Source organism: Pseudomonas sp. L13, assembly GCF_009935965.1.
GTDB lineage: Bacteria > Pseudomonadota > Gammaproteobacteria > Pseudomonadales > Pseudomonadaceae > Aquipseudomonas > Aquipseudomonas lactis.
On record NZ_QODJ01000050.1, the window covers coordinates 19435 to 31548 of the forward strand.

The following is a 12114-nucleotide window of genomic DNA, read 5'->3' on the forward strand; positions in this document are numbered from 1 at the left end:
TATTTGTGGCCTGGGCTGGCCTCATCGCAGGCAAGCCAGCTCCCACATTTGAATGTGTACACAGGTCAAAAATGTGGGAGGGGCTCCCGAAAGCGGTCTCAGCGGTTCACGGCCACCGGCTTGGAAAGCGCTGCCCGCTTGCTCAACTGCTCGAACACCGACGGATACGCCGGCCGCTCCACATACCGGCCGGCCCCCCGCTCGGCGCGCAGGTCGCCATCGGCCCACACCAGCTTGCCCTGGCTGATGGTGTGGCTGGGCACGCCGCGCACGGTCTTGCCTTCGAAGATGTTGAAGTCCACCTGCTGATGGTGGGTCTTGGCGGAAATAGTCCGCGCGCCCTCGGGGTCCCATAGCACCAGGTCGGCATCGGCGCCTACGCGTATCGCGCCTTTGCGTGGGTAGAGGTTGAAGATTTTTGCGGTGTTGGTGGAGGTCAGCGCGACAAACTCCTGCATCGACAAACGCCCGGTATTGACGCCTTCGTGCCACAGCAGCGCCATGCGGTCTTCAATGCCGGCGGTGCCGTTGGGGATCTTGCTGAAGTCATCACGCCCGGCGGCTTTTTGCTCGGCGCAGAAGCAGCAGTGGTCGGTGGCGGTGGTGTGCAGGTTGCCCGCTTGCAGGCCATGCCACAGTGCCTCTTGGTGCCCGCGCGGGCGGAACGGCGGGCTCATCACATAGCCGGCGGCGGTCTGCCAGTCGGGGTGCTGGTACACACTGTCATCGAGCAACAGGTGGCCGGCGAGCACTTCACCGTACACCGCCTGGCCCTTGCCTCGGGCGTAGGTGATTTCATCCAGGGCTTCCTTCGTCGACACATGCACCAGGTAAAGCGGCGTGCCGATTGTTTCGGCAATCCGGATGGCACGGCTGGCCGCTTCGCCTTCCACTTGAGAGGGGCGCGACAGCGGATGGGCTTCCGGCCCGGTGATGCCCTGGGCCATCAGTTTGCGTTGCAGGTGATACACCAGCTCGCCGTTTTCGGCATGCACGGTGGGCACCGCGCCGAGTTCCAGGCAGCGTTCGAAACTGGCAACCAGGGTGTCGTCGGCCGCCATGATCGCGTTCTTGTAGGCCATGAAATGCTTGAAGCTGTTGATGCCGTGATGGCTGACCAACTCGGCCATCTCCTCGCGTACCTGCTCGCTCCACCAGGTGATCGCTACATGAAACCCGTAGTCGGCGGCAGACTTATCGGCCCAGCCGCGCCATTGGTGGAAAGCTTCCATCAGCGATTGCTGCGGGTTGGGAATCACGAAGTCGATGATCGAGGTGGTACCACCGGCCAAGCCTGCCGCCGTACCACTGAAAAAGTCTTCACTGGCCACGGTGCCCATGAAGGGCAGTTGCATATGGGTATGGGGGTCGATGCCGCCCGGCATCAAGTATTGGCCGCTGCCATCGAGTATTTCGCAGCCTGCGGGAATATCCAGATTCGTGCCAATGGCGCGAATTAGACCCTCTGCGCATAACACGTCGGCGCGGTAACTTTCATCATGGGTAACAACGGTGGCGCCACGGATCAACAGCGACATGTCGAGTTCCTCACAGGCTTGACCGGCTTGTGCCAGTTCTAAGTGTTTTAATAGTGCGTACCGATGACGGGTTAATTCCTGTCATCGGTGACAGGAATAGAAACTAGCCCGAGTTTTTCGAATGAGCAAGAAGATTTTTCGCAAGCCTTTATAGTTTTTATCTTGTTGATATACATAAGAAAAATCCTATTTTCACCAAAATGAAGCACGCCCACCCTGTTTTGACGCACTTGACAGGTTCTTGATCTGATCAATATTTCTTATTGCAAATCAGGCGCTTGAGATATGCCGCTTGACGGCGTCGAGAAATAAAAATAATTGTGATGCACCAGATTGAGACCTGAGGGTTCGAGCAACTTGTGAGTTGTTTAGCCTGACGCATGCGGCAAGTACCGCAGGTTCAATTGGAAAGCTGATAAACATCAGTACGTTATATAAGCGGTGCGGGTTCAGAGGCGGTTGTCGGCACGGTTATTGAGTGCACGGGCAGTTGGCCGGAACCCTGGATGTCATGTTGTCGATGCGGTACTCCGGCCACCTGAACCTAGCGTGCAGGTGAGCAACAATAATTTTAAAAAAACCGTGGAGCGGCCATGCAACAGAACAGATCGCAAGTCATCGAGCGCAACGGCCTGTACGAACTCGACGCCGGCCCCGACGTCCTCGACAGCCCTCGCTACAACCACGACATGGCACCTACCAAAGTGCACGAGCGCACCTGGAACAAATGGCACATCACGGCGCTATGGGTCGGTATGTCGATCTGTGTGCCCACCTACACCTTGGGCGGGGTGCTCACGGCGTATTTCGGGCTGTCGGTGGGGGAGGCGCTGGTAGCGATCCTGCTGGCCAATATCGTGGTGTTGATCCCACTAACCCTCAACGCGTTTCCCGGCACCAAGTACGGCATTCCGTTTCCGGTACTGTTGCGTTCGTCCTTCGGCATCCTTGGTTCCAACGTACCGTGCCTGATCCGAGCGCTGGTGGCCTGCGGCTGGTTTGGTATCCAGACGATGTTCGGCGGGCTGGCGATCCACCTGTTTTTGGGCTCGATTTTCGATGGCTGGAAAGCCCTCGGCGGTACCGGTGAGGTGATCGGTTTCATGCTGTTTTGGTGCTTGAACCTGTGGGTGGTGCTGCGTGGCGCCGAGTCGATCAAGCGCCTGGAAACCTTGTCGGCGCCGCTGTTGGTCGCCGTAGGAGTTGGTCTGCTGGTATGGGCGATGCCGAACGTGTCCCTCAGCGAGCTGATGGCTATTCCACCCAAGCGCCCCGAAGGCGCGAGCCTCACCGGTTACTTCATGGCGGGGCTTACGGCGATGGTGGGGTTCTGGGCCACGTTGTCGCTGAACATTCCCGACTTCAGCCGCTACGCCAACAGCCAGAAAGACCAGATTCTGGGGCAGATCTTCGGCTTGCCGCTGACCATGTTCTTGTTCGCCGCCCTCGGCGTGGTCATGACCGCCGCCTCGGTGAAACTGGTGGGGGTCAGCGTCTCCGACCCTGTGAGCCTGATCGGTCATATCCAGAGCCCGGTGTGGGTGGCCATCGCCATGGCGCTGATCATCGTCGCGACCTTGTCCACCAACACCGCGGCGAACATCGTCTCGCCCACCAACGACTTCCAGAACATCGCGCCCAAGCTGATCAACCGCACCACGGCGGTGATCCTCACCGGCCTGGTAGGGCTGGCGCTGATGGCCCATGAACTGCTGAAAAAACTCGGGCTGATCGTCTCGGACGTGAGTCTTGAAACCGTGTATTCCAATTGGCTGCTGGGCTATTCGAGCCTGCTGGGGCCGATTGCCGGGATCATGGTGGTGGACTACTTCATTACTCGAAAACAGCAGCTGGACCTGGCCGGCCTGTACCGCGATGACGTGTACCCGGCCTGGAACTGGAGCGGCTTTGTCGCCTTTGGCGTACCGGTGGTGCTGACGCTGCTGTCGCTGGGCAGCGATGCGTTCAGCTGGTTCTACAGCTACGGCTGGTTTACCGGTTCGGCGTTGGGCGGGGTGTTGTATTACGGCTTGAACGCCAAGCGCGGGGCGAGCCCGATCACCGCCAAGGCGCCGTTGTAAACCACGGTCGAGGTGGGAGCTGGCTTGCCTGCGATAGCGGACTATCAGTTAAAGCCGTGTCGCCTGACACACCGCCATCGCAGGCAAGCCAGCTCCCACACTTGACCGCGTCAATGCATAAGAAACTCAGCCTGAGGAGACCCCCATGAACGCTGCCCTCGACGTTCTGCAATCGACCCATCAGCACATCAACCGCGACCGTCTGTGGCAGTCGCTGATGGACCTGGCCAAACTCGGCGCCACCCCCAAGGGCGGTGTGTGTCGCCTGGCCCTCACCGACCTCGACCGCAAGGCTCGCGATCTCTTCGTGCAGTGGTGCGAAGCGGCCGGTTGCACCGTGACCATCGACGGCATCGGCAATATCTTTGCGCGCCGCCCCGGCCGCAATCCCGACCTGCCACCGGTGATGACCGGCAGCCATATCGACACCCAGCCCACCGGCGGCAAGTTCGACGGTTGCTTCGGCGTGCTGGCCGGTGTGGAAGTGCTGCGCACCCTCAACGACCTGAAGGTGGAAACCGAGGCGCCGCTGGAAGTGGTGGTATGGACCAACGAAGAAGGCTCGCGCTTCCCGCCGTGCATGATGGGCTCAGGGGTGTTTGCCGAGAAGTTCACCCTGGCCGATACCCTGGCCAAAGTGGATGCCGATGGGGTCAGCGTGGGGGAGGCGTTGAACGCGATTGGCTATGCAGGAACGCGGCCGGTCAGCGGGCATAAGGTCGGCGCTTATTTCGAGGCCCATATCGAACAAGGGCCGATTCTGGAGGATGAACACAAAACCATCGGCGTGGTGCTCGGCGCCCTCGGGCAAAAGTGGTTTGACCTGAAGCTGCGCGGTGTTGAGGCCCATGCCGGCCCTACACCCATGCACTTGCGCAAGGACGCCCTGGTCGGCGCGGCCGCGGTGGTGGCCGCCGTGAACGCGGCGGCGTTGGCGCACCAGCCCCACGCATGCGGCACGGTGGGTTGCCTGCAAGCGTACCCGGGATCGCGCAACGTGATTCCCGGTGAAGTGCGCATGACCCTGGATTTTCGTCACTTGGAACCGGCACGGCTGGATTCGATGATCGCCCAGGTGCGCCAGGTGATCGAGGACACCTGCGCCAAACACGGCTTGAGTTTCGACCTGCAGCCCACGGCGGACTTCCCGCCGCTTTACTTTGACAAAGGCTGTGTGGAGGCGGTGCGCGATGCCGCCAATGGCTTGGGCTTATCGAACCTGGACATCGTCAGCGGGGCAGGGCACGACGCGATCTTCGTGGCTGAGCTGGGCCCGGCGGGAATGATCTTTGTGCCGTGTGAAGGCGGCATCAGCCACAACGAAATCGAAAATGCCGCGCCGGATGACCTGGCGGCGGGGTGCGCGGTGTTGTTGCGCGCCATGCTAGCCGCTTCAGCGGCCATCGCCAGCGGCCAGCTCGCGGCCTGAAATGCGCTAAAAAATGTAGGAGCGAGCTTGCTCGCGAAAAACCCCAACGATAACGCGTGCTTCCTGAAGAACGCTGCGCCTGTGAGTTTTTCGCGAGCAAGCTCGCTCCTACAGGGTATTAACTCGGCTGCCAGCCGCCGCCGAGTGCGGTCAACAGTCCCACGCTTGCTTGCAATTGCCGGGTCTGCACCGCCTGCAATGTTCTCTGTGCCTGCAAGGCGGCGGTTTGGGCGGTGACCACGTCCAGGTAACTCACCGCCCCGGCCTGATAGCTGTTCATCGCCAAGGCCTGGGTATGTTGCGCCGCGTCTGCGGCTGCTTGCTCGTCCTCGGCTTGCTGCTGCAGATCCCGCAGTTGCGCGAGGTTATCTTCCACCTCGCGAACGGCTTTCAATACGTGGCTACGGTACTGTGCCGAGGCCTCCTCGAACTCGGCTTTGGCCTGGCGCTCATTGGCGCTCAAGCGCCCGCCGTCGAAGATCGGCAGGTTCATCAGCGGCCCCAGTGCCCAATACCGGTTGCCGGCGGACAGCAGGTTGCCAACCCCTTGGGTCTGCCCGCCCAGCACACCGGTCAAACTGAAATCCGGAAACCACGCCGCCTTGGCCACGCCGATAGTTGCGTTGGCTGCAAACACGCGGCGTTCAGCGGCGGCAATGTCCGGGCGACGCTGCAGCAGGTGGCTGGGCAACTGCGCTGGAATGCCAGGCAACGCCATTAACTGCGGGCTGGGCGGCAATGAAAAATCACTGGCCGTCACGCCCACCAATTCGCCGATGGCATGCTCGGCGAGGTTGCGTTGATCACGCACTTCATCCAGCTGTGCCTTGGCCTCGGCCAGTTGGTTTTGTGCGCGGGTCAGGTCCAGTTCCGACGCAATCTGGCCTTCATAACGGCTGCGGGTCAGTTGGAGCGCCTGGCTGAATTCCTCCAGTGAGCTGTTGAGTATCCTGCTTTGCGCATCCAGCCCATTGAGTTGCACATACAGGCTCGCCAACTGCTGTTGGAGGCTCAGGCGCACCACCGCCAGATCATCAAAGGACGCTTGTGCCTGGGCATCGCCTGCAGCGACCTGGTTGCGGATTCTGCCCCACAGGTCGAGGTCGTAACCCAGGGAAAACCCAGCGGTATTGCTGTTGTACACCGACGGCTGTGTAGTGCCGCGCAACGGTCGTGAATCCGATTGACGCTGGCGCTGCGGTTGCGCGCTGGCGGTGAGTTGCGGGAATAGGCCCGCTTGCAGTTGACTGGCATAGGCCTGGGACGCATCGAAGTGCGCCAGCGCCGCGGCCAGGTCCGGGTTGGCCTTGAGCAGTTGCTGTTGCAGCGCGTTCAGGCGCGAGTCGTGGTAAAGCTGCCACCACTGGGGCGCCAATTGGTCCGACGGTTGCGCGCTGTGCCAGGGGCCATCGCTGGTTTGTTCGCGGTAGTGGGCGGGCAGGTCAATCGACGGCACCGTATAGGTGGGCGCCATCGAGCAACCCTGCAACGCCAGCACCATCAGTGCCGCCAGCGGCTTAAGCCTTGGGCGCATGGGCACCTCCTGAGGCGTCGGCCAGTTGCACCGGGTCGCCTTCGCGCAGGGCGTCGGGCGGGTTGTCGATGATGCGGTCAGCAGGCTTCAAGCCCTGGTCGATCACCAGGCGCTCGCCGAGGTCCAGGCCAATATGAATGTCTTGCAGGTGCACATGGTTGCGCCCGTCCAGCACCGCTACCTGGGTGCCCTGGGCGCGGAAGATCAAGGCGCTGGCCGGGATGCTTACGCCATGGGTGTCAGCCGGAATCGGCAGGGTGACTTCGGCGTAGTCGCCCGGCAGCAGTTCGCCGTTGGGGTTGTCGGCGACGAACTGGGCGAGCAGGGTGCCGGAGCGGCGGTCGATGGCGGTGGAGTCACCGATCAGGCGTGCCTTGAAGTGCTCACCGGGGTGCTCGGGGACGGTCAGTTCGGCCTCAAGGCCTGTATGAATGACCGCTGCATAGTTCTGCGGCACCGGCACGTACAAGCGCAATTGGTGGGTGTCGGCAATGTTGAACAGTTCCGGATCGCTGGCGTTATCGGCTTTGATCAACTGGCCGATGTCCGTGTTGCGGGCGGTGATGGTGCCGGCGAACGGCGCGCGCAGGCTCTTGTAGCTTTCCAGGGCGCACAGTCGCGCATAGTCTGCTGCGGCGGCTTCGGTGTTGGCCTTGGCGGCTGCGGCGTTGGAGGTTTTCTCATCGGCGTCCTGGCGCGATACCGAATGGCTGGCCAGCAGGTTTTGCCAGCGGGTCGCCGTGGTGGCTGCCAGGCGTGCATTGGCTTGTTGCAGGATCAGGCGGGCATGGGCCTGGGCCAGTTGTTGGTCAAGGTCGGGGCTGTCGATTTCGGCGAGGATTTGCCCGGCCTTGACCTGGGTACCGATGTCGACTTTCCAGTCCTTCAAGTAGCCGCTGACCCGTGCATGGATCGCCGCCTTACTCCATGCCTCCAGGTGGGCGGGCAGGCGCAGGGTGTCACCGCCGACGTTTGGCTTGGGTTGGAACACCATCACCTGAGGGACGGCGGCGGCTTCGGTCCAGGCAGTGACCGATTGCTCGTGCAGCGTACGCGCGTGCAGGCCGCTGGCGACTAACAGGGCAGCCAACGTCAGGCCACCCACACCCAGGAGCATCAGGCGCTTGCGCGAGGGTTTTTGATCAGGCGACATGGGGCGTTTCTCCAGCAGTTGCGCGAGTAGGATGACGGCCGTGGACCAGGCTGAAGACCACGGGAACAAACAACAAAGTGGCGATGGTGGCGAAGATCAAGCCGCCGATGACCGCCCGACCGAGCGGGGCGTTCTGCTCCTCGGAAATCGCCAGGGGCAGCATGCCGATGATCATCGCCAGGGCGGTCATGCACACCGGGCGAAAGCGTGTGTAGCCCGCTTCAAGTGCGGCTTTCAGCGCATCGCCATGTTCGGCCAGGCGCTCTCGGCAGAAGCTCACCACCAGGATCGAGTTGGCGGTCGCCACGCCCATGCACAAGATGGCGCCGGTGAGTGCCGGGACCGACAACGAGGTGCCGCTGAGAAACAGCATCCACACGATGCCCGCCAGTGCTGCCGGTAACGCCGTGATGATCACAAAGGGGTCGGCCCATGACTGGAAGTTGACCACGATCAGCAAGTAGATCAGCACCACCGCGCCGAGCAGCCCGAAGCTCAAACCACTGAATGCCTCATGCAGCGCATCGATCTGCCCGTGCAGGCTGATGGTCGCGCCTTTGGGACGCATGGACGCCGTGTCATCCAGCACTTTTTGCACATTGCGGGCGACGCCGCCGAGGTCGCGGCCTTGCACGTTGGCGTACAGGTCCAGGGTCGGTTCGATGTTGTAGTGGGTCACCACGGCCGGGCTTTGTACCCGGGAGATGGTCGCCACGCCGCCGAGGATTTGCGCCTGCCCATTGGCCCCCGTCACCGGCAGCGCTTCCAGGGACGGCAAGCTGTCGAGGCGGTATTGCGGGGTGGCGGCGACGATGGAATAAGACACGCCGTTGGCCGGGTTGAGCCAGAAGGTCGGCGCGGTTTGCGAGCTGCCGGCGAGGGAGGCGACCATGCTGTTGGTGACATCACGCTCGGTAATGCCCAGGCCATTGGCGCGCATACGGTCCACGTTTACTTGCAGCGAGGGGTAGCCGGTGGATTGCTGGATGCGCAGGTCGGCAATCCCCGGTACATGCTGCAGGCGCCGTTCAAGTTCGACGGCATAGGCGCGGTTGTCTGCGTCACTGCGCCCGGAGATTTTGACGTCCAGCGGGGCCGGGGCGCCGAAGTTGAGGATCTGGCTGCTGATGTCCGCGGGCAGGAACGCAAAGTGGCTGCCGGGGAAACTTTGCGGCAGGGCTTCGCGCAGTTTCTTCACATAGTCGGCGGTGGGCGCGTGGTGCGCTTTCAAGCTGACCTGGATGTCGCCATCCTGCGGGCCGATGGTGCCGCTGCTGCTGTAGGCCATGTCGATGCCGCTGAGCGGGATGCCGATATTGTCGACGATGGTGTCCAGTTCTTCGGCGGGGATGACTTCGCGGATCCGCGCTTCGATGCGGTCGAACGCCGCGGCGCTTTCCTCGATGCGCGTGCCCAGGGGCAAGCGCACATGCAGGGCCAGGGCACCCGCGTCGGTGGCCGGGAAAAAGTCCTGGCCCAGGCTCGGCAACAGCAGGAACGACGCCAATACGCACGCCAGGAACCCGACAATGAAGCGCTTGCGTGCCCCCAGCGCCAGCGTCAGCAGGCCATGGTAGGTGTCACGGATTTTGGAAAAGTGCCGCTCGAATCCCTGTTGAAAATTCAGCACCGATTGCAGCAACGCATTGCGCGGTTTCGGGTGCTGTTCACCTTCATGGTGATTGATGAATGCATCTTCCGGATGATGCCCCGCGCCTGGCTCGGGCCTATGCGGCTTGAGCAAAAACATCGCCAGCGTCGGCACCAGGGTGCGCGAGAGAATGAACGAACTGGCCATGGCGAAGATCACCGCCAATGCCATTGGCCGGAACAGGTAACCGGCGATGCCCTGCAGCAAAAACATCGGCACGAACACGATGCAGATGCACAGCAGTGAGACGAACGCCGGGCCGACGATTTGCGCGGCGCCGTCGAGAATCGCAGTCTTCACCGCCTTGCCTTGCTCCAGGTGCCAGTTGATGTTTTCGATGGTCACCGTGGCGTCATCCACCAGGATGCCCACGGCCAATGCCAGCCCGCCCAACGTCATCACGTTGAGGGTTTGCCCACTGACAGCCAATAGCGCGATGGCCGAAAGCACCGCCAGGGGAATCGAGGCGGCGATGATCAAGGTCGAGCGCCAACTGCCGAGAAACAGCAGGATCATCGCACTGGTGAGCAGGGCGGCAATGATGCCTTCCTGGGCCACGCTGCCCACCGACTGTTTGACGAACACCGAGGCATCGCCCAGCAGCGAGGTTTTCAATGACGGCGGCAGGGTTTCGTTGATGCGCGGCAGCATCTGGCGGATACCGTCGATGATCGACAGGGTGGAAATGCTGCCGTTTTTCAGCGCCGGCATCAGCACGGCGCGATGGCCGTCGACCCGCACGATGTTGGTTTGCGGTGGTGAACCGTCGCGCACATGCGCCACTTGGCCGATGGTGATCAGCGCACCGTCGACGGTCTTGATCGGCAGGTCGTTGAGCTCATCGATGGCCTTGGGGCTGTTGTTGAGCAGGATCGTGTATTCGTTGGGCCCCAGCTTGGCGGTGCCCACCGGGATGATCTGGTTCTGCAGCGCCAGGGCATTACCCACATCCTGGGCCGACAAGCCTTTGGCGGCCAGAGCTTGGGGGTCGAGGTCCAGCGTAATCTGCCGCTGCTTGCCGCCCATCGGCGTGGGCATGGCCAGGCCGGGCAGGGCGCTCAAGGGCAGGCGGATATTGTTCTGCACCAGGTCGCGAATTTTGGCTTCCGAAAGGCTGGGGCTGGAGAACGCCATTTGCAGGATCGGCACCGTGGAGGCGCTGTAGTTGAGAATCAACGGCGGGGTGATGCCCGGTGGCATTTGCTTGAGCACGGTTTGTGACACGGCTGTGACCTGGGCATTGGCGGTACGGATATCGACGCCAGGCTGGAAGAAGATCTTGACGATGCCCATGCCGGGCAACGATTGCGACTCGATGTGTTCGATGTCGTTGACGGTGGTGCTCAGGGAGCGTTCGTAGGTGTAGATCACCCGGCCGGCCATGGCGTCCGGGGACAGGCCGTTGTACTGCCACACCACGGCGACCACGGGAATGCCGATATCGGGAAAAACATCCGTGGGCGTGCGCAGGGCCGCCATCGGCCCGATGATGCAGATGAATATAGCCAGCACGATGAAGGTGTACGGCTTGTGCAGTGCGGTCTTTACCAGCCCGAGCATGCGTGAGTCTCCGAGAAGAGCAGGATTGCAAACCCCGGCAGTCTTGCCCGACCCACCTAACACGCACCTTTCAGCCAGGTGAAGGAAGTTTTAGTTAACGGCTGAAGATCCTTTCATAGGGATTCATTTGTTCCAGGAGGGGCGGCTGATCAAGCTTGTCAGCCATCGGATACGACCTTTTCATTCACGCCCTTTGGAGCCCTGTCATGTCACTTAAACCACTGTTGTTAGTTCCCGTCCTTGGCTTTGTCTGTTTACTGTCGGCCTGCGCCGGCCCGATCCCCAAGGCGGACCCCAGCCAAGCCTGGATCGGCTTGCAGGAAGAAGCGCCGAATGACCTGATGGCCGAGCGTGTCGATGGCAAGCGCGTGGACGATGGGCGCTATTTTGAAGTGACCCCGGGGGACCACCGCCTGGACGTGACCTTATTTGAAGACGAGCCGGGTGACGACAACCAGCAGGACTGCCAGGGCCGCATCGAGTACAAGCATTTCAAGGCAGGTGAGCACTACACCCTGGTGGAGTCGAGCCTGGGCACCACGGTGCGCGCGTCCCTTGAGGACGGCCACGGCAAGGAAATTGCCGCAACCCAGGACTTCAATTGCATGCCTGGCTAGGCGTGATGCGCCGTCGCCTTGCGCGGCTCGACGGGTTCAGCAGGTTTGACGTGGGGGTGATGATGCCGACGCGTCACGCGCATGACCCCCCACAGCATGGCGGCGGCGACGGCCAGCCAACCACAGATCAACAGGAAAATCGTTGTCGCAAGGCTCATTCGGGCCTCCTTTCGCCCACTTGGGGCACACACAGTCTTCTCAATGGACAGTCTAGTCAGCTGGCGGTTGCCTGCTATTGACCAATGGTCGAGTCTGTCCAACTTGTTTGCTCTATCGTCACCGCTTTACTGCACGCGTCGGCTATAGATATCTTGCGCCGTCACCTGTAGGAGCGAGCTTGCTCGCGAAAAACGTCAACGATGACGCGGGCTGCCTGAATAAACCCGGCGCCCTGTAGGAGCGAGCTTGCTCGCGAAAAACGTCAACGATGACGCAGGCTTCCTGAATAAACCCGGCGCCTGTAAGTTTTTCGCGAGCAAGCTCGCTCCTACGGGATAGAGAAAGCGCGATTGGGCTATGATCGGGGCCTTTACCGGCAGTTGATCAAGAGA

The 12114-nt window shown here is 61.5% G+C and carries 8 protein-coding genes; 3 read left to right on the forward strand and 5 right to left on the reverse strand.

The features are described from left to right. Positions 1 to 98: 98 nt before the first annotated feature. Entirely contained in the window at positions 99 to 1538 is a 1440-nt protein-coding gene (hydA, locus tag DK871_RS21630) for a dihydropyrimidinase (RefSeq protein WP_161906571.1), read from the reverse strand. 593 nt (positions 1539 to 2131) lie between these two features. Here hydA and DK871_RS21635 point away from each other — a divergent pair. Beyond that, a complete protein-coding gene (locus DK871_RS21635; RefSeq protein ID WP_032896500.1) occupies positions 2132 to 3619 on the forward strand; it encodes an NCS1 family nucleobase:cation symporter-1 in 1488 nt (495 codons plus the stop codon). A 145-nt stretch (positions 3620 to 3764) separates the two neighbouring features. After that, positions 3765 to 5048, forward strand: a complete 1284-nt coding sequence (locus DK871_RS21640; protein ID WP_161906572.1) for a Zn-dependent hydrolase — start codon at positions 3765 to 3767, stop codon at positions 5046 to 5048. 118 nt (positions 5049 to 5166) lie between these two features. Here DK871_RS21640 and DK871_RS21645 read toward each other — a convergent pair whose 3' ends face one another. From DK871_RS21645 to DK871_RS21655, 3 genes are read right to left on the reverse strand one after another with little or no spacing between them, the layout of a single operon-like run. Next, entirely contained in the window at positions 5167 to 6582 is a 1416-nt protein-coding gene (locus DK871_RS21645; protein ID WP_161906573.1) for an efflux transporter outer membrane subunit, read from the reverse strand. Next, positions 6566 to 7735, reverse strand: a complete 1170-nt coding sequence (locus DK871_RS21650; protein ID WP_161906574.1) for an efflux RND transporter periplasmic adaptor subunit — start codon at positions 7733 to 7735, stop codon at positions 6566 to 6568. Before DK871_RS21650 ends, DK871_RS21645 begins: the two co-directional genes overlap by 17 nt. Continuing rightward, on the reverse strand, positions 7725 to 10946 hold the full coding sequence (locus DK871_RS21655) for an efflux RND transporter permease subunit (RefSeq protein ID WP_161906575.1): 3222 nt from the start codon (positions 10944 to 10946) through the stop codon (positions 7725 to 7727). The genes DK871_RS21650 and DK871_RS21655 overlap by 11 nt, the downstream gene beginning before the upstream one ends. Positions 10947 to 11152: 206 nt before the next feature. Here DK871_RS21655 and DK871_RS21660 point away from each other — a divergent pair, with 206 nt between their 5' ends. Then, positions 11153 to 11563, forward strand: coding sequence for a hypothetical protein (locus DK871_RS21660; protein WP_003192269.1), 411 nt, complete (start codon positions 11153 to 11155; stop codon positions 11561 to 11563). Here DK871_RS21660 and DK871_RS28675 read toward each other — a convergent pair. Next, positions 11560 to 11721 (reverse strand): hypothetical protein, encoded by a 162-nt coding sequence (locus tag DK871_RS28675; protein ID WP_178116072.1) that lies wholly within the window; start codon positions 11719 to 11721, stop codon positions 11560 to 11562. The two genes, DK871_RS21660 and DK871_RS28675, sit on opposite strands and share 4 nt — an antisense overlap. Positions 11722 to 12114: the final 393 nt, after the last annotated feature.

Excerpts from the sequence above, each read along its gene's own strand:
- DK871_RS21645 (WP_161906573.1), bottom strand. The coding sequence starts at position 6,582 with ATGCGCCCAAGGCTTAAGCCGCTGGCGGCACTGATGGTGCTGGCGTTG.
- DK871_RS21655 (WP_161906575.1), bottom strand. The coding sequence starts at position 10,946 with ATGCTCGGGCTGGTAAAGACCGCACTGCACAAGCCGTACACCTTCATC.
- hydA (WP_161906571.1), bottom strand. The coding sequence starts at position 1,538 with ATGTCGCTGTTGATCCGTGGCGCCACCGTTGTTACCCATGATGAAAGT.
- DK871_RS21635 (WP_032896500.1), top strand. The coding sequence starts at position 2,132 with ATGCAACAGAACAGATCGCAAGTCATCGAGCGCAACGGCCTGTACGAA.
- DK871_RS21660 (WP_003192269.1), top strand. The coding sequence starts at position 11,153 with ATGTCACTTAAACCACTGTTGTTAGTTCCCGTCCTTGGCTTTGTCTGT.
- DK871_RS28675 (WP_178116072.1), bottom strand. The coding sequence starts at position 11,721 with ATGAGCCTTGCGACAACGATTTTCCTGTTGATCTGTGGTTGGCTGGCC.
- DK871_RS21640 (WP_161906572.1), top strand. The coding sequence starts at position 3,765 with ATGAACGCTGCCCTCGACGTTCTGCAATCGACCCATCAGCACATCAAC.
- DK871_RS21650 (WP_161906574.1), bottom strand. The coding sequence starts at position 7,735 with ATGTCGCCTGATCAAAAACCCTCGCGCAAGCGCCTGATGCTCCTGGGT.